The sequence below is a fragment of the Pseudomonas reidholzensis genome, from assembly GCF_900536025.1.
Taxonomy (GTDB): Bacteria; Pseudomonadota; Gammaproteobacteria; order Pseudomonadales; family Pseudomonadaceae; genus Aquipseudomonas; species Aquipseudomonas reidholzensis.
Genome location: NZ_UNOZ01000017.1, coordinates 1 through 19282 on the forward strand (window position 1 = coordinate 1; position 19282 = coordinate 19282).

Consider the following 19282-nt stretch of genomic DNA (forward strand, 5'->3'; position numbering starts at 1 on the left):
TGCGTGGGTTCGGTGTAGATGCGTTGGGCGTTGGCCTTTTTGGGGCTTATCCGTTTGATGTGGAGGCGCTTATGGCCCCTTCCGCCCTTACGGCGGGTCCCTTTTTTTCTTTGAAAAAAAGTAACAAAAAACCGCTTGCTCCTGCATCCGGCCCGTCGCTGCGCTACGGGTTCCCTCACTCCGGCCTTGCTCCCGCGAGGACCGGGCTGTACGGGCCTTCCTGGCCCGCAGCCCTTGCCGGCCTTCCTGGCCGTCACCTCGCTTCGCAAGACCTCCGTTCGGCCTCCTGAAGTCGCGGTAGATCAAGATCACAAGCCAGATCAAGGGCCAGATCAAGGGCCAGATCAAGGGCCAGATCAAGGGCCAGATCAAGGGCCAGATCAAGGGCCAGATCAAGGGCCAGATCAAGGGCCAGATCAAGGGCCAGGGCACCGGCTGGCGAATCGCTGCGCTCTCGCTTGTTTATAAGGGCGGTACAGCGCGTCAGCGCCAGAATTTGCATTGGCAGTCCCGGCCTCTTCGCGGGTAAACCCGCTCCCACAGGTTCTCTGCTGACCGTAAGGCCACCACGGCCCCTGTGGGAGCGGGTTTACCCGCGAAGAGGCCAAGCTATCCACCACCATTGCCACTATCGAAGATAACGCCAGCCCAGGCGCCACCCCTAACTTGGCGACCTCAGGAGGCCGAACGGAGGTCTTGCGGAGCGAGGTGACGGCCATGGATGGCCGGCAAGGGCTGCGGGCCAGGAAGGCCCGTACAGCCCGGTCCACGCGGGAGCAAGGCCGGAGTGAGGGAACCCGCAGCGCAGCGGAGGGCCGGATGTGGGAGCCAGCGGTTTTTGGTTACTTTTTTCCAAGAAAAAAAGTGACCCGCCGTAAGGGCGGAAGGGGCCATAAGCGCCACCACATCAAACGGATAAGCACCCAAAAAACCCGACGCATCTACACCGAACAACGGCCCCAGCTTCTAGACTGACCCGGCATCAAGGCCTGCCCGACACCTTGCAATCTGCACGATCCGAGCAGAAACCCGACGAAAAATCGCGCATCTGATAGTCATTCGCCATTATCTCGGTTCTCGGCAGCCCCTTGGCAGGGGTAGAATGCGCAAAACCGGGAGCCGCAATGAACCACGACCGTCTCACCCCCACTGAAGAAGATGCCATCACCGACGCCGCGGCGCACTGGTGCATGCGCCTGCACGCCGATGACTGCACGGCGGCTGAGCGCGAGGCCTTCGACCAGTGGCTGGCGGCCGATCCCCGGCACCTCGACGAATACCGGGCGATGCGCGACATCTGGCAAACCGCCGACCTGCTGCCGCGCAACGCCGACGTTATCGCCTTCACGCCTCAACCGCAGCACCAGCCGGTCCGGCGCAACTGGCAACCGCTGGCGTCGGCCGCGGCGATCGCCCTGCTGGTGCTGCCGCTGGCCGGCTGGATCGGCTGGGAACAAGCCTGGTTGCCCAACCACTACCAGCATTTCGAGGCCAGCGACCAGGTGCGCCAGGTGCAACTGAGCGACGGCAGCGTGGTCGAGCTCAACCTCCACACCGACCTGCGCTTTCTCAACTACAAGGACCAGCGCCAGGTCACCCTGAGCAAGGGCGAGGCGTTTTTCAAGGTCACCCACGACAGCAGCCACCCGTTCATCGTCCGCGCAGGCCTGGGCCAGACCCGGGTCACCGGCACTCAGTTCAACGTCTGGAAGTACAACGACCAGGTCAAGGTGACCTTGGTCGAAGGCTCGGTGCTGGTCAGCAGCCATGGCAGCGACGGCGGCTATCGCCTTGGCCCAGGCATGCAGGCGGCCTACCACAGCGGCGATTTCGAGCCGACCCTGCGCCAGAGCGACGACACCGACAACAGCCTGGCCTGGCGCGATGGCAGGCTGGTACTGGACAACCTCAGCCTGTCGCAGGCGCTGCCGGTGATCAACCGCTACCTGGACAAGCCACTGTTGCTGGCCGATGAAAGCACCGGCGCGATCCGCGTCAGCGGCGTGTACAACACCCGTGAGGTGCGGCGCATGATCGACAACCTGCCCAAGGTGCTGCCGATCTACCTGACCCGCAGCAAGGACGGCAGCACCGTCCTCAACCGCATCACCCCGCTCACCCACAAGGGCTGACGCCTCAGAGCACCATCGCCGCGACCCAACCGAACGCCAGCAGCGGCAGGTTGTAGTGGATGAAGGTCGGCACCACGGTGTCCCAGATATGGTGATGCTGGCCATCCACATTGAGCCCCGACGTCGGCCCGAGGGTCGAGTCCGACGCCGGCGAGCCGGCATCGCCCAACGCGCCGGCGGTGCCGACGATGCACACGGTGGCCAGAGGGTCGAAGCCCAGCTGCACGCACAGCGGCACGAAGATCGCCGCGAGGATCGGCACCGTCGAGAACGACGAGCCGATGCCCATGGTCACCAGCAAACCTACCAGCAACATCAGCAAGGCACCGATGCCCTTGCTGTGGTCGATCCACTGCGCCGAGGTTTCGACCAGGCTGTTGACCTCGCCGGTGGCCTTCATCACGTCGGCAAAGCCGGACGCGGCAATCATGATGAAGCCGATCATGGCCATCATCTTCATGCCTTCGGTGAACAGGTCGTCGGTGTCTTTCCAGCGGACGATGCCTGACAGCGAGAAGATCAGAAAGCCGACCATGGCGCCGATGATCATCGAGTCCAGCCACAGCTGGACGATGAACGCGGCGCCGATCGCCAGCCCGGCCACCAGCAGCGTCAGCGGGTTGTAGCTGACGCTCACCTGCTCGACCTGCTCGATGCGCGCCAGGTCGTAGTCACGCTTCTTGCGGTAGCTGAAGAACACCGCCACCAGCAAACCGGCAAGCATGCCCGCCGCTGGCAGGGCCATGGCGTGGGTGACGTTGACGGCACTGACATCGACCCCGGCGCGGCTGACGTTGGCCAGCAGGATCTGGTTGAGGAAGATGTTGCCGAAACCGACAGGCAGGAAGATGTACGGCGTGATCAGGCCAAAGGTGATCACACAGGCGATCAGCCGGCGGTCGATACGCAGGCGCGTCAGCACATATAACAGGGGCGGCACCAGCAGCGGGATAAAGGCGATATGGATCGGCAGGATGTTCTGCGACGACACCGCCACCACCAGCATCAGGCCGATCAGCAGCCACTTGAGCTTGCCGCCGTCGGCGTGCCCTTGCCGGTCGATCATCGCCAGGGCGCGATCGGCCAGCGCGTGGGCCAGGCCGGATTTGGCGATGGCCACGGCAAAGGCGCCGAGCAGCGCGTACGACAGTGCCACGGTGGCGCCGCCGCCAAGGCCGCCATTGAAGGCCTTCAGTGTGCCTTCGATGCCCAAGCCGCCGACCAGGCCGCCGGTCAGGGCGCCAACGATCAGGGCGATCACCACATGCACGCGGGACAAGCTCAATATCAGCATGATGCCGACCGCGGCAATGACTGCATTCATGGTCTGGTTTACCTCGTTACGACAGACAAAAAGCGACGGTGCCGGCGACAGGCTGCGCGGTGGCAGTGGCCGGACCCAGGGGTGTTGTTATGAAGGGCGCACACTCTGAAGGGCGGGTAGGCAGATGTCAAATTGGCCAGACTAGGCTGGAACGCGGGATGCACGCCCGTCAGCCGGCCGATGTTAGCGCAAAAAGCCCAGCGCTTTAAATTGAACGTTTGAATAAAGAAAAATCGTACAACGCCGATACAGGCTGCAGACCTATTACAACGGATGCTCCCCAATGCCTCTGCGCCAACTGTCCATCCAGTGGAAGATCACCCTGCTCGCCGGCTTGTGCCTGGCCAGCATCGTCACCTTGCTGGTCGGCCTTTCGCTGTACCGCATGGACCACAGCTCCGACCTGGTCAAGGCGAGCAGCATGAAGATGCTCTCCGATTCGGCCCAGGCACGCATCGAGTCGCAAGGTGAAGTCCAGGCGCTGAACATCCGCCGCCAGTTCATGGACGCTTATCAGTACGGCGCCGGCTTTGCCCGCCAGGTGCTGTTCCTGCGCGAGCAGGCAGAAAAGCGCTTTCTGGATGCCTATGATCTGCGCGAAGACATGACCCAGCAGGTGCGCAGCGCGCTGCAGGCCAACCCCGACCTGCTGGGCCTGTCGCTGGTGTTCGAGCCTGACGCCCTGGACGGCAAGGACAGCCTGTTCGACGGCCAGGAGGCACTGGGCAGCAACGAAAAAGGTCGCTTCGCCTTGTACTGGTCCCAGCCGCGGGCCGGCCAGCTGACCGCCATGGCCCTGCCCGAGCACGACATGGCCAACACCGAACTCGGCCCCAGCGGCCAGCCCGCCAACACCTGGTGGGTGTGCCCGCGCAGCACCGGCAAGGTCTGCGTGGTCGAGCCGTACTTCTATGCCATCGACGGCCAGCAGGTCCTGATGACCAGCATCGTCTTCCCGCTGTCGGTCAAGGGCAAGGTGATCGCCACCCTGTCCATCGACATCAACCTCAACAGCCTGCAGGCGCTCAGCCAGGACGCCAGCCGCAGCCTCTACGAAGGCCGCACCACGGTCGGCATCATCAGCCCGGTGGGCCTGCTCGCCGGCTACAGCGCCGATCCGAGCAAGCTGGCCGAGCGCCTGGAGCGGGTCGACCCGGCCCAGGGCGCGGAGCTGGTGCGCACGCTGGCCGAGGGCAAGCTGCAGGTGGTGCACGCCGAGCAACGCCTGAAAGTGCTCGCCGCCTTTACCCCGATCCCCGATGCCAAGCCGTGGGGCGTGCTGCTCGACGTGCCGGAAAACGCCCTGACCGGCCCGGCCGAAGCACTCAAGGTCGAGCTCGACGCGCTCAACACCAGCGGCACCCTGCTCGAACTCGGCCTGGGCCTGGCGGCGGCCATCGCCGGGCTGCTGCTGGTCTGGCTGATGGCGCGCGGCGTGACCCGGCCGATCCTTGGCGTGGCTGCCATGCTGCAGGACATCGCCAGCGGCGAAGGCGACTTGACCCGCCGCCTGCAGTACGACAAGCGCGATGAGCTGGGCGAGCTGGCCGGCTGGTTCAACCGCTTCCTGGACAAGCTGCAGCCAACCATCGCCGAGGTCAAACGCTCGGTGCAGGCCGCGCGCGGCACCGCCGACCAGTCTGCCGCGATCGCCAGCCAGACCAGCGCCGGCATGGAGCAGCAGTACCGTCAGGTCGATCAGGTGGCCACCGCCTCGCACGAGATGAGCGCCACCGCCCAGGACGTCGCACGCAGCGCCGCGCAAGCCGCACACGCCGCGCGCGAGGCTGACCAGGCCACCCGCGAGGGCCTGGCGGTGATCAGCCGCACCACCGACAGCATCGACGCCCTGGCCGCCAACATGAGCGACACCATGGCCCAGGTCGAAGGCCTGGCGCAGAACAGCGAGAAGATTGGCTCGGTGCTCGAAGTGATCCGCTCGATCGCCGAACAGACCAACCTCTTGGCGCTTAACGCTGCCATTGAAGCGGCGCGTGCCGGCGAGGCCGGGCGCGGTTTTGCGGTGGTCGCCGATGAAGTGCGCAACCTCGCGCGGCGCACCCAGGAGTCGGTGGAAGAAACCCGTCAGGTGATCGAGTCACTGCAGGCCGGCACCCGCGAAGTAGTCGGCGCCATGGACAGCAGCCACCGCCAGGCCCAAGGCGGCGTCGAACAGGTCGGCCAGGCCGTCACCGCTCTGCAGCGGATCGGCCAGGCGGTGACGGTGATCAGCGACATGAACCTGCAGATCGCCTCGGCGGCCGAAGAGCAGAGCGCCGTGGCCGAGGAGATCAACAGCAACGTCGCGACCATTCGCGATGTCACCGAGTCGTTGTCCGGCCAGGCCACCGAGTCGGCGCGGGTCAGCCAGTCGCTCAACAGTTTGGCCAACCAGCAGCAGGGGCTGATGGACCAGTTCCGCGTCTGAATCAGGGTTGCCAGGGCGGCCTCACGGGGCGGCGGTGGGCGCAGGGAAGCGCCCACGGGGCTTGCCGCGCAAGCGCCCGGCGCAGAGAATGCCAGGCATAATCCTGCCGCCGCCCCGGAGCTCGCCCGCGTGTCCCTCAAAGCCCTGCGCACCCTGGTGACCATTGCCCGCCATGGCACCTTTGCCCGCGCCGCCGACCTGCTCAGCCTCACCCCTTCGGCCGTCAGCCTGCACATCAAGACGCTGGAACGCGAGCTTCAGGTCGAGCTGTTCGATCGCAGCCGGCGCCAGGTGGTATTGAGCGAGGCCGGGCAACTGGCGGTGGCCCGTGCCGAGAGCATTCTCAGTGCCTATGACGAACTGGCCGACACCTTGGCCAGCGGCCCGAGCCTGCGCGGCCGCCTGCGCATCGGCGCGATCCATACGGTGCTGGCCCGGCGCCTGCCCAAAGCGCTGCTGTGGATCAAGACGCACCACCCGCACCTGCACATCAGCGTTGTTTCGGGGATGTCGGCAGAGCTCGCCCGACGGGTCGAGGACGGCGAGCTGGATGCGGCGATCACCACCGAACCCGTGAGCCCCTATCCGCAGTGCCTGAGCTATAGCGCACTGTTCGAGGACCGTTTCTGGGCCATCGCCAGCCCCGAACTGGCCGGACAGAGCGTGGCGCAATTGCTCGCCAGCCAGCCGTTCCTGCGCTTCGACAAGCGCGCCTGGGCGGGCCGGCAGATCGAACAGGAGCTGCGCCGCCAGCATTTGCACGTCACCGAGCAGATGGAGCTGGACAGCCAGGAGGCATTGGCGCGGATGGCGGCGATGGGCTTGGGCGTGGCGATCATTCCGATTGCCGACGATGACCTGGAGCGCCTGCCGCCGGCCACCCGCTTGCCGTTCGGCGAGCCACAGCTGCGGCGCACGATGGTGCTGCTGGAGCATGAGAAGAGCCAGCGTCGGCACCTGAGTGCGGTGCTCAAGACCGCACTGGATGCTTCGCACTGAGTAGCAGCCCTTCGAGGTCCTCGCATTTTCCCTGGCTTTATTCTTGCCTCGAGCTCGCCGGGGCCGCTGCGCGCCCCTTTCGCGACACAAGGCCGCTCCCACAGGGATTGCGTCAACTGTCAGAAATTGGGCCAGACAGTTTCTGTTCCAAGCGCGACAGTGGCTGCCTGGCGCCGTCCATGTGGGAGCGGCCTTGTGTCGCGAAAGGGGCGCGCAGCGGCCCCGGCGAGCTCACGCCAAGCGCAATTTCAAAACACCTTGAAAAAGGATGGCCCCGCATCAATGCAGTTTTTCTCAACGGTGAATGCAGAAAACAACGTTTTTTTCTGCTGAATCGCCGCTGTAGTCTGCACCGGTACCCGACCACGGAACCTCTCCCATGCTTGACTTGCTGCTGACCACGCTGGTGCCGATCATCCTGTTGATTGCCCTCGGTACCTGGCTACGGGTCCGCGGCTTTCTGGCTGAAAGCTTCTGGCCTGGCGCCGAGCGCCTGAGCTACTACGTGCTGCTGCCGTCGCTGTTCCTGCACGGCCTGGCCACGGCCAACCTCGACGGTGTACCCGTGCTCGGGATGGTCGCGGTGCTGATGCTCTCGACCCTGCTCGGCGCGGTGCTGCTGGTGCTCTATCAGGGCGCGGTGAACCACGACGGCGCGGACTTCACCTCGGTGTTCCAGGGCGGCGTGCGCTTCAACAACTACATTGGCGCGACCTTGGCCGCCGGCCTCTATGGCAGTGCCGGGATCGCCTTGGCGGCGGTGGCCAACGCCGCCATCGTGCCGCTGGTGAACCTGCTCTGCGTGCTGGTGTTCGCCCGCTTCAGCGCCCGTCACAGTTCGCCATTGACCGTCCTCAAGGCGATCTTCGCCAACCCGTTGATCATCGGCTGCGCCGGCGGGCTGTTGCTGCGGGTCAGCGGCCTCGGCTTGCCGGCGGGGCTGGAGCCGACGATCAAGGCGCTCGGCCAGGCCGCCCTGCCCCTTGGCCTGTTGTGCGTGGGCGCGGCCCTGGGGGGTGCGCGTCTCGGCCAGCAGGTACGGCCGTTGCTGGCGGCGTCGCTGTTCAAGTTCCTGGTCATGCCGGTGGCGGCCTGGGGCCTGTGCCGGCTGCTCGGTTTGAGTGGCCAGGCGGCGGTGGTGGCGGTGTTGTTCCAGGCCCTGCCCACGGCCTCCTCGTCGTATGTCATGGCCCGGCAGATGGGCGGCAATGCGCCTTTGATGGCCACGATCATCGCCTTGCAGACCGTCGCCGCGGCGTTGACCCTGCCCTTGATGCTGAGCCTGACGCTGAGTTGAATTCCGCCAGCTAGACTGAGCTTCAGCTCACATTTCGGAAGCTCGACCATGCGCCTATCGTGGATGGTGTTCTGCTTGGCCCTGACCCTGCTCGCAGGCCCCCTCCATGCCGCCGACAGCGCCCAGGCCGCCGTCGCCGAAGACAAGGCCGAAGCCCTCGAGGAAAAGGTCGTCGACGAGGCGCCGCCGCCGAAAAAGAGCGAGACGCTCACCCCCAGCGAGGTCAAGGCCGTCGACCCGGCGGGCCAATCGCCGATGGACGACAGCATCACCTGCCTGGCGCGGACCATCTACTGGGAGGCCAAGCAGGCCGACGCCCAGGACATGAGCGCGGTGGCCAGCGTGGTGATCAACCGGCTGGGTAACGACGGCTTCCCCGACACGATTTGTGGGGTGGTCAAGCAAGGCGTCGAGAGCAAGAGCTGCCAGTTTTCCTGGTGGTGTGACGGGCGCTCCGACCAGGTCGAGGAAAAGGACCGCTACGACGTTGCCAAGGAAATCGCCCGCAAGGCGCTCAACCAGCAGCTCAAGGACCCTACCCACGGTGCGCTGTACTTTCACGACCGCACGGTGCACCCGGATTGGGCCAAGGCCTATCGCAAGACGGCGGAAACCAGGCTGTTCCTGTTCTACAAGCCTAACCAGGCACTGGCGCGCTGAATGGGTATCCGCTCACTCAGGCCGCCGGACCTCTGGGCATCAACTCGTAGGGATGCTTCCACCCCGGCGTAGCCTGGATTCGCGCTTTCCACGCCTCGATGTGGGTGAAGTCGGCCAGTTGCATGCCCGTGTCCTCCGGCATGAACACATAGCCGGCCAACGACAGGTCGGCAATGGTCAACCGCCCGCCGATCATGAACGGTGTCTGGCTCAAGTGCTGGTCGACTACCCGGTACGCCGCCGTAGCACGCTCACGGAAGAACGTGGTGACGTCGGTCTCGCCGGTTTTCTTCAGGCCGTAGAGAAACCGCAGGGTCGCGTAGTAGCTGGTGAACTTGTGGTTATCAAACAGCATCCAGCGCCAGCTCTCGCGGCGCTCTGCTTCGCTCTGCGGGCCGAACTGGCCGGTCTGCTGGGCGAGGTATTCGAGGATCAATGCCGACTGGGTGAGCGTATTGCCGCCATGCTCCAGCACAGGGACTTCGCCTTGCTCGTTGACCTCGCTGCGCCAGGCGTCGCCGCGGGTCTGGCCATGGAAGAAATCGACGAACAGCGGCTGCCAGTCCTGCCCGGTCAGTTCGAGCATCAGCGCGACCTTGTAGGCGTTTCCGGATTCGGCGAAGCAGTGCAGCTTGTATTCAGACATGGTTGACCTTCATATTCCGTTGAATGACCACGGGCCAGTAGATCACGAGCCCGATCGCGTCGCCAACCACCCCGAGCAAGGAGGCTCCATGCCCGTGTTAACGCCCTACCCTGAATTGCCCGAGACCCTTGATAGCGCCCGCCTGCGTGTGACCCGCCCCGATGCTGCGCTGGCACCTCAGGTGCACCAGGCGTTGTCGAGCAGCTACGCTTTGCACCAGCCTTTTCTGGTCTGGGCCAAGCCCGACTGGACACTGGATGACATCCGCCAAAGCCTGGACAAGAGCCAGATCGACTTCCTCGCGCCCACCGGGGAAAAGCGCTTTTTCGTGCTGACCCCGCAAGGGGATGCGGTGATCGGCTGTGTCGGCCTGACCCCGAGGGATGGCGAGTATGAGGTCGGCTATTGGGTCAGCCAGGGGTTCGCCGGGCAAGGCCTGATGCGCGAGGCTTTGGAGATGTTGCTCGATGCGCTGGAGGTGCCGGTTTGGCTCACCACTGCCTTGGACAACAGCGCCAGCCAGCGGCTGGCAGAGCGTGTGGGGTTCAGCAAGGTTGGCGAGACCCCCAGAGAGATTGATCCGACCACGCCGGGGCTGCTGTACCGGCGCGCGCCTGTGCAGAGGGGCTAAAGGCATCGAGGCGCATGTCACAGGCTTCTCTAGCGCCCTCGAGATCGAGCGCCGCCCGCGCGGCGCTCGATCGCAAGGGCGCTAGAGAAGCCGGTGACATGCGCATTCCAGCCCCAACACAGTCCAGTCCCCGCCCCCACACCGCCAAAACCTCCCACTCCCCGTCCCGCCCGTTATATCTCCAGCCTCACACCAATGCGATAGTGAGCAAAACAACACGGACAACCTCCCCATGTACAGAAACACCTCTACCCCCGCGGACGACAACGGTTGCGGCTGGTTCCACCTCAGCCCGAAGCGCCAGCCAGGCGCTGCGCACCGGGGGCGGAGCGAGGCGCGCTGGGTGGTGCTCGGCGCGGGGTTCACCGGGCTTGCCGCCGCCCGCCAACTGGCCTTGCATCACCCCAACGACGAGGTGATCCTGGTCGAGGCACAGCAGGTCGGCTTTGGCGCCTCGGGGCGCAACTCGGGGTTTGCCATCGACCTGCCCCATGACATCGGCGCTGCCGACTATATCGGCGACCTGCCCACCGCGCGGATGAACCTCAAGCTCAATCTGCGCGCCCAGGCAATCCTCACGCGGTTGATCGCCGAGCACAACATCGACTGCCAACTGCGCGCCGATGGCAAGTACCAGGCGGCGGTCGAAGACAAAGGCCTGGCAGTGCTGGAGGCGTACCGCGCCGGCCTGGAAAAACTCGACCAGCCGTACCAGATGATCGACACCCGTGACCTGCCGGCGAACGTCGGCACCGGCTTCTACCGCAAGGCGCTGTACACCCCCGGCACCCTGCTGCTGCAACCGGCCGCCTTGGCCAAGGGCCTGGCCGAAAGCCTGCCGAGCAACGTCACCTTGTATGAGAACACAGTGATCACCGCGCTCGAACAAGGCGCCAAGGTCACCCTCAAGCACGCCGCAGGCGAGATCGTCGCCGACCAGTTGCTGCTGACCAACAACGCCTTCGCCTCGTACTTCGGGTTCCTGACCGGCCGGCTGCTGCCGATCTTCACCTACGCCAGCATGACCCGCCCGCTAAGCGAGGACGAACAGGCGCGCCTGGGCGGCAAGTCGACCTGGGGCATCATCCCCGCCGACCCGTTCGGCAGCACCCTGCGGCGCACGCCCGACCAGCGCCTGCTGGTGCGCAACAGCTTCAGCTTCAACGCCAATGGCCAGGCCAGCCAGCGCCACCTGCAGCGCGCCGGGCGCCAGCACCGCGAGGCGTTCGAGCGGCGCTTTCCGATGCTGGCCGGCACGCCCTTTGCGTACACCTGGGGTGGCTCGATGTGCCTGTCGCGCAATCACCAGTCGCACTTCGGCAGCCTGGCGCCGAACATCCATGCAGCGCTGTGCTGCAATGGCCTGGGCATCACCCGCGGCACCGCCACCGGCACCCTGCTGGCCGACTGGCTGGTCGGTGAGCGGGACGAACTGATCGACTTCCTGCTCGGCGCTGATGGGCCGAACCGCAACCCGCCGGAGCCGCTGCTGAGCCTGGGGGTCAACCTGAACCTGCACTGGGGCCAGCGTCGCGCTGGCCTCGAAAGCTGAAGGAGGCGCCATGCACAGCCTGGGTATCCTCGGGGTCGGCGAGCTGACCGAAAAAGTCGTGCAGGGTTTGCGCCGCAGTGGCTTCAGCGGCGCCATCCTGCTCTCTCCACGTAATGCCGAGCGCGCCGAACGGCTCGCCCGGGAACATGCCTGCCAGGTCATGGCCGACAACCAGGCGGTGGTCGACGGCGCCGATCTGGTGCTGCTCGGGGTGCGCCCCGCGTCGCTCGGCGAACTGGCCGCCCAGGTGCAGCTGCGCCCCGGCCAGCATCTGCTGTCGCTGGCCGCCGGCATCAACCTCGAGCAACTGGCCGGCGCGTTTGCCGGGGCGCAGTGTGTACGGGTGATGCTGTCGTATGCCGCGCAGTACAACCAGTCCACCGTGGTGGTCTGCCCGTCCGACCCGCTCACCGAGCAAGCGCTCGGCGCGCTGGGCAACCTGGTGGTGATCGAGGACGAAGCGGCGTTCGAACTGGCGACCGTGGCCGCCTGCATGAACGGCTGGTTCTACTTCCTGCTGCATGACCTGCAACAATGGCTCAGCGACAAAGGCCTGCCCGCCGACCAGGCCCGAGCACTGGTGCTGGGCAACCTGCAGGACTGCCTGAGCAGCGCCCGCGAGCAGCCCGAACACACCCTCAAGGCACTCGGCGAGGCGATTGCCACCCCCGGCACGTTCACCGCCGATGGCTTGGCCGTGCTCACGCACCAGCCGGTCAGCGCCACCTGGGGCGCAGCCTGCGAAGTCGTGCTGGATGGGCTGCTGACGCGCTCCCGCTGACCCCACGCTGCGCCCTCTTACAAGGCCGCTGCCATACGCGCAGGTACCGCGCGTGTGGCAGCGGCCTTGTGCCGCAACAGGGCTGCACCCCTGCCCCGACAACCTCCAACCATACGTCCCATGACTCGTCCCAGCCGTTATATGGCCGCTCTCGGAGCCGGTGCGATAGTGCCGGCCAGACACGCCCGACGCGTGCGCAATAACAACAACAGGAGTCTCTAATGTCCGTATCCCGACGCTCCGTCGAAGATGCACCGCTCAATGCCTTCCACCGCAAACTGACGGTGTATTCCGCTGGCGGCCCCTTCCTCGACGGCTATGTGCTGAGCATCATCGGTGTGGTGATGATGCAGATCAGCGGTGCCCTGCAGCTGTCCGCCCTGTGGGAAGGCCTGATCGCTGCCTCGGCGCTGATCGGCGTGTTTCTCGGTGGTTTTCTCGGTGGCTGGTTCACCGACAAGTACGGGCGCAAGGTGCTCTACCTGGTCGACCTGATCGCGATCATCGGCTTTTCCGTGGCGCAGTTCTGGGTCGAGTCGGCCTGGCTGCTGTTTGTCTGGCGCTTGCTGATCGGCATCGCGGTCGGCGCCGACTACCCCATCGCCACTTCGCTGCTGGCCGAGTTCCTCCCGCGCAAGCAGCGTGGGCCACTGCTGGCGGCAATGGTGCTGATGTGGTTTGCCGGTGCGGCGATCGCCTACCTGGTCGGCGAGATACTCCTGCGGGTGGCGGGTGACGACGGCTGGCGCTGGGTGCTGGCGAGTGCGGTGGTGCCGGGGGCGTTGTTCCTGATTGCCCGCAGCGGCACCCCGGAGTCACCTCGCTGGTTGCTCAGCAAAGGTCGACGTGCCGAAGCCGACGCGGTGATCAAGAAGGTCTACGGGCCGGACTACTCGATTGCCGACCTGCCCGAGCCGAGCAGCGACCAGCACGTGTCGGTGTGGTCGCTGTTCCACTCCGGCTATGGCAAGCGCATGGCCTTCGTCACGCTGTTCTGGACCTGCGCCATCGTGCCGCTGTTCGCCATCTACGCCTTCGCGCCGAAAGTGCTGACCGCGCTCAAGCTGACCGGCGACTGGGCCAGCTATGGCTCGATCGCGATCACCTTCCTGTTCACCCTGGGCTGCCTCTTCGCGACCAAGCTGATCAACCGCATGGGCCGGCGCAAGATGCTCATCCACAGCTTCCTCTGGTCAGGCCTGGCGCTGGTGCTGCTGGGCCTCAACCCAGACGCCTCGCCGACCACGGTGCTGTTGCTGTTCGGCGCCTATGCGGTGTTCATCGGCGGAGCCCAGGTACTGGAATACGTCTACCCCAACGAGCTGTTCCCGACTGAAATCCGCGCTTCGGCGGTCGGCCTGGCGACCTCGCTGTCGCGTATCGGGGCGGCAGTGGGGACCTACCTGGTGCCGATTTCGCTGGTGTCGCTGGGCACCGCCAACACCATGTTCGCCGCCGCGTTGATTTCGCTGTTCGGCGCGCTGATCTCCTGGTGGCTGGCACCTGAAACCAGCCAGCTCGACCTGCAGCAGGCTGCCTCGCTGGGCAACGCCCCGGCGCGTACCGAGCGTAGCCCTGCAGCCCCCTCCACTGCTCGCAAAGCCTGAAGGAAACCATTCATGAGCCAAGTACTGACCGTTGTCCGTAATGCTGCCGCATCGCCCTTGGGCGCGGCAGCCCCCGCCAAGCTGCCGCTCGGTGAGCCGATTGCCCAGGCCGCCACGGCCCAGGACCAGACCGATGAGGCCGTCGGTGCCAGCATCGGCGTCTGGGAAAGCAGTCCGGGCGTGTTCCGTCGCCACCTGAAGAACCGCGAGTTCAGCCATATCGTCAGTGGCTGGTGCATCTTCACCCCGGAGGGCGGTGAGCCGGTTGAACTGCGCGCGGGTGATGCGGTGCTGTTTCCGGAGAATTGCGAGGGGGTGTGGGATATCCGCGAAACCCTGCGCAAGACTTACGTACTGTTCTAGGGAGTGGCGTGATGATCGAACGGATCAATCCGGGGGCCCGGGCCAGCCAGATGGTGCTGGTTGGCGGGCGCCTCGAAACCTCAGGGATCGTGGCGTTGGCGCCGTACGGGGATATCGCCGCGCAGACGCGCTGTGTGCTGGCACAGCTGGAAAGCTGGCTGGCGCAGGTCGGTGCGGGCAAGGAGAACATTACCCGGGTGCAGATCTGGCTGGCTGACATGGGCGAGTTTGCCGCGATGAATGCGGTGTATGACGCCTGGGTGGGTGCGCAGCCGCCGGTGCGGGCGTGTGTCGGGGCGGCGTTGGCGGCGCCTGAGTACCTCATCGAGATCCAGGCCTTCGGGCAAATTTGAGACTGCTGGGGCTGCTTTGCAGCCCTTTCCGACCGGTCCGGCGCCCCGGCAAGGCCGCTCCCACAGGATGGCATCGCTTTCAAGGCATGCGCTGTACTTGTGGGAGCGGCCTCGCCGGGGCGCCGGACCGGTCGGAAAGGGCTGCGGAGCGGCCCCAAAAATAGTGGCTACAACTCGGGATCGAGCCCCACCCGATCCCCATGCCAATCAAAACGCTCCACCTCATGCCGACGTTTGCGGAAGCTGTACGGCGTCTCGCCATACTGCTTGCGAAACCACAGAATGAAGTGCGACGCATCGGAAAACCCACACGCCAAGGCAATCGTGGTGATGTTCTGGCTGGTGTTCACCAGCAACCGCCGCGCATGGTCCAGGCGCAACTTGCGCCAGTAGTTGGCCGGCGGCTCCTGGGTGTTGGCGACAAACTCCCGGTGCAATTGCCGAGGGTGGGTGCCCACCGCTTCCGCCACCGCCTTGAGCGTCAACGACGCATCGAGGTTGGCCCGCATGAAGGCGATCGCCCGCTGCACGCGGTCATTCTGATACACGCTGTCGCTGGCCGCCGCCTGGCCGGCCTCCTCCTCCGGCTCATCCACCAGCAGGTACTCCAGGCCCTTCTGCGCCCGCACCGCGCCGCAATGGCGGCGGATCAGGTTGGCCGCGAGGTCGATCGCGGTGCCGCCCGGGCAGGTGATGATGCCGCGGTCATCGACGTAGCTCTTGTCGATGACCATGGTGGCCTGGGCGAAGCGCTCCTTGAACTCGTCGCGCAAGGTGAAGTGCACCGCGCACCGCCGACCATCGAGCAGGCCCGCCTTGCCCAGCACGAACGAGGCCGAACACAGGGCGATGATCGGGATATTCGCCGCATGCACGTCGCGCAGCCCTTCGAGCAACCAGTCGGGCGGGTTGCGCGTCTCGCTCAGCAGGCCGCCGGCCAGCACGATGTAATCGTACTGCGCCCACAGGTTGAGCGGCTTGGTCGGCGAGATCGGCATGCCGCAACTGGCGGTGATCGGCAGGTCGTCGAGGGTCATCCAGTCCCATTGGCAAAGCACTTGCTGGCTGCGAAACGATTTGTCGGCGGCGAAGCGCAGCGAGTCGACCAGGCCGGCGACCGGCACCAGGGTGAACTGGTTCATCAGGACAAAGCCGACGCGCAGTTCGGGTTTGACGGGGGCTGCCACAGGGGCAATGGGCGATGCCTCTATTGTTGTTATCGAGACCATGAACGCATCCACTCGGGGAACGGGACAGCCCCATTGTAAGGCGCCGGCTACGTCCGAAATATCATAGTAATCACATGAAATAGCAGATTCTGGACAAAGATAAGCCAACGGCTGCGCAATAGTCAGCCCAGGCAACAACGTCGAGGGAACTACCCGCCCTGCGCAGCGCTCTTACCATCATGCAGACTTTCCCCCTGGGCTTCACCCTCTTGGAGGTTTCGCCATGCGTCGTTTGCTTATCGTTTCTTCGCTGATGCTCATGATACCTGCCGGCTCTGCCTTGGCCCGTGTCGATGCGGGTGATGTCGCCACCTCGGCCGGTGTCTCCGCCTCGCTGTACTCGACCTTCAAGGATGACAAACGGATCATCCCTGCCCGTGACGAGTTGTCCGCGTTCGTCGCCAGCGGCGGTGCTATCCGTGGGGCTTACGTGGAGTCCGCGCTCGAGCAGGCACGCAAGGGCAATCCTGGCCTGCAGGTAAGTGATGAAGAGCTGGCCCGGGCGATTCTGTCGCAGGATGACCCGCTGGCAGACAACTAATTGCGTCCGTCGGCCCCATCGCGGGCAAGCCCGCTCCTACAGGGTTCTTACGCGTCAACCTTGTAGGAGCGGGCTTGCCCGCGATGGGGCCATCACTGTCACACCCTCAATCGGCGGTCATCCCCGCAAACCGCTCGAGCAGAAACGCCCGCAACTGCTGCACCACCGGCGTCAACGATTGCCGATGCGCGCACACCAGTTGCAACGGCGTCGGCTGCCCCCACGCCCTGGGGAACAACTCGACCAGACGCCCCGCCCGCAGGTCATCGCGCACATCCAGCTGCGACTTGTACACCACCCCCAGCCCCGCCACGCCCCAGCGCCGCACTACGTCGGCATCGTCACTGGTGCGGTCCCCCGCCACCACCACCGCCTTGACCCCCTGCGGGGTATGGAAGGTCCAGCGCTCGTGGGTCAATTCGCCCATCACATAGCGCAGGCAATTGTGCCGTACCAGCTCCTCCGGCGTGCTCGGCGCGCCATGCAGCGCGATGTAGGCCGGTGCGGCGCAGAGGATGCGGCGGTTGTCCGGTACCAGCGGCAGTGACACCAGGCTCGAGTCGGCCAGTTGCCCGTAACGGATACCGGCATCCAGGCGATCACTGAAAAAATCGGCGATCTGGTCACTCAGGCGCAGTTGCAGTTCGATCCGCGGGTGAGCGGCCTGGAACTCGATCAGCCACGGCAGCAGCAAGTTGCGGCCCAGGTCGGAGGGCATCGACAGGCACAGCGGCCCGGCTATTTCTTCACGCCCTTGCGCCAGGGCCATTTCACCCTCGCTGAGCGCATCCAGCACCTGCCGTGCATGCGGCAGGTAGCGCTGGCCATCCTCCGACAGCCGCAGCTTGCGCGTCGAACGCACGAACAAGCGGATACTCAGGCTGGCTTCCAAGCGCAGTACAGCGCCACTGGCCAACGCCGGGGAAATGTCCAGTTGCCGGGCCGCCGCAGAAAAACTGCCGGCCTCGACCGTGGCGACGAACACCTCCAGATCGTCCATGCGCACCCGTTTTTTCATCAAGCAGTCTTCCTCATCGGTTCAAACAACGCTGCAGGAAGCTGAAGCGCTCAACCGCTGCCAGGCCTCGGTCATGACCTGCCAGGTGTGCGCATCAGCAGGGATCAGGTGCTCGATGCGCAGCGAGGCGACGGTGATGTCGAGCGGCATGCCAAAGGTGGTGAAGGTCGACATGAAGCTCAGCTCACCCTGCGCCGAGGCGATACGGGTCAAGAGCAACGGCGGCATGCCGGTGGTGGGCGCGGCCGGGTCCGATAGTGGTGGCAGCGCACCCAGCCGCTCGGCCAGGCCAGGATTGCCCAGCGCCTCCTGACTAGCCCGGCGCCAGGCCACGGCCCTGACTTCGCCGGCATTGACCAGGTGCTCGCCCAACCCGCCGGGCTCGAGCAGGGTGTCCAGCAGGTTAAGCCCCGCAAGGCCATTGACGGGCAACCCTATCAACGCAAACAACGCCGCCGTCGCGCCGTTTGCCGCGCGTACATCCCACTGCCCATCGATGACGATGGCCGGTGCCGGGTTGTTGGCCTGCAGCAAGTGATCGATGGCCAGGCGCACCGCTTCCAGCGCCGGCGCGTCGAGGTCCGTCGCCGCGTAGCGCGGCGCCAGGCCGGCCGCCAGAAAGACCTCGTTGCACTGCTCCAGCGGGGTCTCCAACACCATCAGCAAGGCATGCAGGGTGCCCGGCCCAGGCTTGGCCCGGCCGGTCTCGATGCAGCTCAGGTGGCGCTGGGAGATGCCGGCCAGCATCGCCAGCTGCAATTGGCTGAGCCCCGCCTGGCGGCGCAATTGGCGCAACGGCAAGCCGGCCGAGGTGTGCGGGGTGGTGCGATGGAAATGTGGGGTGTGCATGAGGCGAGCCTGGCAGTCCGTGCGAGGGGCGTCGATGACCTGGGAGGTCATTGCACGCGCGCCGACCATAGCATTAATTTGCCTCGACCGATCATCCCTGGAGGCCCCGATGAACAAACCTTGGCTCGCCCTCGCCTGCCTGCTGGCATTCACCGCCTATACCGTCTGGAGCATGACCATCGCGTCGCAGTCGCTGCTCATGTTCGGCCTGGAACTGGCCTCGCGCCCAGACACCCTGCAGGTGCTGATCGACCTGTACCTGATGGCCCTGCTGGCGTGCGTCTGGATGTACCGCGATGCCCGGCGCAAGGGCCGATCAGCCTACTCGGTCGTGCCGTACTGGGCGCTTACGGCGCTGTTCGTGTCGCTGGGCCCGCTGCTCTACCTGGTGGTCGAGGGCTTTGCCAGGCGGCGGGCATGAACAGCGTGCTGGTCGCCTATGCCAGTTGCGTGCTGGTGCTGTTCGTGAAGATGCTCGCGCTGTCGTGCTACCAGGGCTTTTACCGCCTGCGCCAGCTGGCCTTCGTCAACCCTGAGGATGCGGCGGTGTTCGGCCGCCAGGCGGGTGTGCAGGAGTTGCCCCAGGTGCAGCGCGCGGCGCAGGCGTGGGCCAATGATCTGGAGAACATTCCGCTGTTCTTCGCTTTGGGCGGGCTGTGCGTGGCGGTGCAGACGCCGGGGGCGGCGACGGTGTGGCTGTGCGGCGGCTTCACCCTGGCGCGGGTGCTGCACAGTGTGGCGTATCTGCGTGCTTGGCAGCCGTGGAGGACACTGGCGTATGCGGCGGGGCTTGCTTGCCTGCTCGGCATGGCGGGGCTGCTGACTGGCGGGATACTGCAGGGGGTTGGGGGGTGAAACGTCCGGCCCTTCGC

The 19282-nt window shown here is 65.4% G+C and carries 20 protein-coding genes and 1 pseudogene; 15 read left to right on the plus strand and 6 right to left on the minus strand.

Annotated features, from left to right (window positions below):
* Window positions 1-253 precede the first annotated feature (253 nt).
* A complete protein-coding gene (locus tag CCOS865_RS28200) occupies window positions 254-502 on the minus strand; it encodes a hypothetical protein (RefSeq protein ID WP_167469055.1) in 249 nt (82 codons plus the stop codon).
* Between the two features lie 622 nt (window positions 503-1124).
* Here CCOS865_RS28200 and CCOS865_RS12305 point away from each other — a divergent pair.
* Complete coding sequence (locus CCOS865_RS12305; protein WP_119141124.1) at window positions 1125-2132, plus strand: FecR family protein; 1008 nt, start codon at window positions 1125-1127, stop codon at window positions 2130-2132.
* A gap of 4 nt (window positions 2133-2136) precedes the next feature.
* Here CCOS865_RS12305 and CCOS865_RS12310 read toward each other — a convergent pair whose 3' ends face one another.
* A complete protein-coding gene (locus CCOS865_RS12310) occupies window positions 2137-3456 on the minus strand; it encodes a Na+/H+ antiporter family protein (protein WP_119141127.1) in 1320 nt (439 codons plus the stop codon).
* Between the two features lie 604 nt (window positions 3457-4060).
* Between CCOS865_RS12310 and CCOS865_RS28740 the strand changes: the two are divergent.
* The 5 genes and pseudogenes from CCOS865_RS28740 to CCOS865_RS12330 form a co-directional block, all read left to right on the plus strand.
* A pseudogene (locus CCOS865_RS28740) lies at window positions 4061-5026 on the plus strand (methyl-accepting chemotaxis protein); the annotation flags it as partial.
* Window positions 5027-5128: 102 nt separating this feature from the next.
* Complete coding sequence (locus tag CCOS865_RS28745; protein WP_415842727.1) at window positions 5129-5884, plus strand: methyl-accepting chemotaxis protein; 756 nt, start codon at window positions 5129-5131, stop codon at window positions 5882-5884.
* A 129-nt stretch (window positions 5885-6013) separates the two neighbouring features.
* The gene (locus CCOS865_RS12320; RefSeq protein WP_119141131.1) at window positions 6014-6883 is read left to right on the plus strand and encodes a LysR family transcriptional regulator; all 870 of its coding nucleotides are present in this window, start codon (window positions 6014-6016) and stop codon (window positions 6881-6883) included.
* Window positions 6884-7262: 379 nt separating this feature from the next.
* The gene (locus CCOS865_RS12325) at window positions 7263-8180 is read left to right on the plus strand and encodes an AEC family transporter (RefSeq protein ID WP_119141133.1); all 918 of its coding nucleotides are present in this window, start codon (window positions 7263-7265) and stop codon (window positions 8178-8180) included.
* Between the two features lie 48 nt (window positions 8181-8228).
* Window positions 8229-8840: a cell wall hydrolase gene (locus CCOS865_RS12330; RefSeq protein ID WP_119141135.1), complete on the plus strand. Its 612-nt coding sequence runs from the start codon at window positions 8229-8231 to the stop codon at window positions 8838-8840.
* A 16-nt stretch (window positions 8841-8856) separates the two neighbouring features.
* Here the strand turns inward: CCOS865_RS12330 and CCOS865_RS12335 are convergent, their stop codons facing one another.
* Window positions 8857-9486, minus strand: a complete 630-nt coding sequence (locus tag CCOS865_RS12335; RefSeq protein WP_119141137.1) for a glutathione S-transferase family protein — start codon at window positions 9484-9486, stop codon at window positions 8857-8859.
* A gap of 88 nt (window positions 9487-9574) precedes the next feature.
* On the opposite strand from CCOS865_RS12335, the gene CCOS865_RS12340 reads away from it, so the two are divergent.
* The 6 genes from CCOS865_RS12340 (at window position 9575) to CCOS865_RS12365 (ending at window position 14773) form a co-directional block, all read left to right on the plus strand.
* Complete coding sequence (locus tag CCOS865_RS12340; protein WP_119141139.1) at window positions 9575-10117, plus strand: GNAT family N-acetyltransferase; 543 nt, start codon at window positions 9575-9577, stop codon at window positions 10115-10117.
* Window positions 10118-10349: 232 nt separating this feature from the next.
* Entirely contained in the window at window positions 10350-11669 is a 1320-nt protein-coding gene (locus tag CCOS865_RS12345) for an NAD(P)/FAD-dependent oxidoreductase (protein WP_119141141.1), read from the plus strand.
* Window positions 11670-11679: 10 nt separating this feature from the next.
* Window positions 11680-12450, plus strand: a complete 771-nt coding sequence (locus tag CCOS865_RS12350; RefSeq protein WP_119141143.1) for an NAD(P)-binding domain-containing protein — start codon at window positions 11680-11682, stop codon at window positions 12448-12450.
* A 221-nt stretch (window positions 12451-12671) separates the two neighbouring features.
* Window positions 12672-14057 carry an MFS transporter gene (locus CCOS865_RS12355; RefSeq protein ID WP_119141145.1) on the plus strand — a complete coding sequence of 462 codons (1386 nt, stop codon included), beginning with the start codon at window positions 12672-12674 and terminating at the stop codon, window positions 14055-14057.
* A gap of 12 nt (window positions 14058-14069) precedes the next feature.
* Window positions 14070-14420 (plus strand): cupin domain-containing protein, encoded by a 351-nt coding sequence (locus tag CCOS865_RS12360; RefSeq protein ID WP_119141147.1) that lies wholly within the window; start codon window positions 14070-14072, stop codon window positions 14418-14420.
* An 11-nt stretch (window positions 14421-14431) separates the two neighbouring features.
* The gene (locus CCOS865_RS12365) at window positions 14432-14773 is read left to right on the plus strand and encodes a RidA family protein (RefSeq protein ID WP_119141149.1); all 342 of its coding nucleotides are present in this window, start codon (window positions 14432-14434) and stop codon (window positions 14771-14773) included.
* 167 nt (window positions 14774-14940) lie between these two features.
* Here CCOS865_RS12365 and CCOS865_RS12370 read toward each other — a convergent pair whose 3' ends face one another.
* Window positions 14941-15915: a GlxA family transcriptional regulator gene (locus CCOS865_RS12370; RefSeq protein WP_244216096.1), complete on the minus strand. Its 975-nt coding sequence runs from the start codon at window positions 15913-15915 to the stop codon at window positions 14941-14943.
* 310 nt (window positions 15916-16225) lie between these two features.
* Here CCOS865_RS12370 and CCOS865_RS12375 point away from each other — a divergent pair, with 310 nt between their 5' ends.
* On the plus strand, window positions 16226-16543 hold the full coding sequence (locus tag CCOS865_RS12375) for a DUF2388 domain-containing protein (RefSeq protein WP_119141153.1): 318 nt from the start codon (window positions 16226-16228) through the stop codon (window positions 16541-16543).
* A 106-nt stretch (window positions 16544-16649) separates the two neighbouring features.
* On the opposite strand, the gene CCOS865_RS12380 is transcribed toward CCOS865_RS12375, so the two are convergent.
* Entirely contained in the window at window positions 16650-17561 is a 912-nt protein-coding gene (locus CCOS865_RS12380; RefSeq protein WP_119141155.1) for a LysR family transcriptional regulator, read from the minus strand.
* A 21-nt stretch (window positions 17562-17582) separates the two neighbouring features.
* Entirely contained in the window at window positions 17583-18410 is an 828-nt protein-coding gene (locus CCOS865_RS12385; RefSeq protein ID WP_119141621.1) for a helix-turn-helix domain-containing protein, read from the minus strand.
* 109 nt (window positions 18411-18519) lie between these two features.
* Between CCOS865_RS12385 and CCOS865_RS12390 the strand changes: the two genes are divergently transcribed.
* Window positions 18520-18831 (plus strand): DUF2834 domain-containing protein, encoded by a 312-nt coding sequence (locus CCOS865_RS12390; protein WP_119141157.1) that lies wholly within the window; start codon window positions 18520-18522, stop codon window positions 18829-18831.
* Complete coding sequence (locus tag CCOS865_RS12395) at window positions 18828-19265, plus strand: MAPEG family protein (RefSeq protein WP_119141159.1); 438 nt, start codon at window positions 18828-18830, stop codon at window positions 19263-19265. Before CCOS865_RS12390 ends, CCOS865_RS12395 begins: the two co-directional genes overlap by 4 nt.
* Window positions 19266-19282 lie beyond the last annotated feature (17 nt).

What these genes read in the sequence shown, in the direction of transcription:
- CCOS865_RS28200 (WP_167469055.1), bottom strand. Translation starts at nt 502, where the DNA reads ATGCAAATTCTGGCGCTGACGCGCTGTACCGCCCTTATAAACAAGCGA.
- CCOS865_RS12305 (WP_119141124.1), top strand. Translation starts at nt 1,125, where the DNA reads ATGAACCACGACCGTCTCACCCCCACTGAAGAAGATGCCATCACCGAC.
- CCOS865_RS12310 (WP_119141127.1), bottom strand. Translation starts at nt 3,456, where the DNA reads ATGAATGCAGTCATTGCCGCGGTCGGCATCATGCTGATATTGAGCTTG.
- CCOS865_RS28745 (WP_415842727.1), top strand. Translation starts at nt 5,129, where the DNA reads ATGGAGCAGCAGTACCGTCAGGTCGATCAGGTGGCCACCGCCTCGCAC.
- CCOS865_RS12325 (WP_119141133.1), top strand. Translation starts at nt 7,263, where the DNA reads ATGCTTGACTTGCTGCTGACCACGCTGGTGCCGATCATCCTGTTGATT.
- CCOS865_RS12330 (WP_119141135.1), top strand. Translation starts at nt 8,229, where the DNA reads ATGCGCCTATCGTGGATGGTGTTCTGCTTGGCCCTGACCCTGCTCGCA.
- CCOS865_RS12335 (WP_119141137.1), bottom strand. Translation starts at nt 9,486, where the DNA reads ATGTCTGAATACAAGCTGCACTGCTTCGCCGAATCCGGAAACGCCTAC.
- CCOS865_RS12340 (WP_119141139.1), top strand. Translation starts at nt 9,575, where the DNA reads ATGCCCGTGTTAACGCCCTACCCTGAATTGCCCGAGACCCTTGATAGC.
- CCOS865_RS12345 (WP_119141141.1), top strand. Translation starts at nt 10,350, where the DNA reads ATGTACAGAAACACCTCTACCCCCGCGGACGACAACGGTTGCGGCTGG.
- CCOS865_RS12350 (WP_119141143.1), top strand. Translation starts at nt 11,680, where the DNA reads ATGCACAGCCTGGGTATCCTCGGGGTCGGCGAGCTGACCGAAAAAGTC.
- CCOS865_RS12355 (WP_119141145.1), top strand. Translation starts at nt 12,672, where the DNA reads ATGTCCGTATCCCGACGCTCCGTCGAAGATGCACCGCTCAATGCCTTC.
- CCOS865_RS12360 (WP_119141147.1), top strand. Translation starts at nt 14,070, where the DNA reads ATGAGCCAAGTACTGACCGTTGTCCGTAATGCTGCCGCATCGCCCTTG.
- CCOS865_RS12365 (WP_119141149.1), top strand. Translation starts at nt 14,432, where the DNA reads ATGATCGAACGGATCAATCCGGGGGCCCGGGCCAGCCAGATGGTGCTG.
- CCOS865_RS12370 (WP_244216096.1), bottom strand. Translation starts at nt 15,915, where the DNA reads ATGAACCAGTTCACCCTGGTGCCGGTCGCCGGCCTGGTCGACTCGCTG.
- CCOS865_RS12375 (WP_119141153.1), top strand. Translation starts at nt 16,226, where the DNA reads ATGCGTCGTTTGCTTATCGTTTCTTCGCTGATGCTCATGATACCTGCC.
- CCOS865_RS12380 (WP_119141155.1), bottom strand. Translation starts at nt 17,561, where the DNA reads ATGAAAAAACGGGTGCGCATGGACGATCTGGAGGTGTTCGTCGCCACG.
- CCOS865_RS12385 (WP_119141621.1), bottom strand. Translation starts at nt 18,410, where the DNA reads ATGCACACCCCACATTTCCATCGCACCACCCCGCACACCTCGGCCGGC.
- CCOS865_RS12390 (WP_119141157.1), top strand. Translation starts at nt 18,520, where the DNA reads ATGAACAAACCTTGGCTCGCCCTCGCCTGCCTGCTGGCATTCACCGCC.
- CCOS865_RS12395 (WP_119141159.1), top strand. Translation starts at nt 18,828, where the DNA reads ATGAACAGCGTGCTGGTCGCCTATGCCAGTTGCGTGCTGGTGCTGTTC.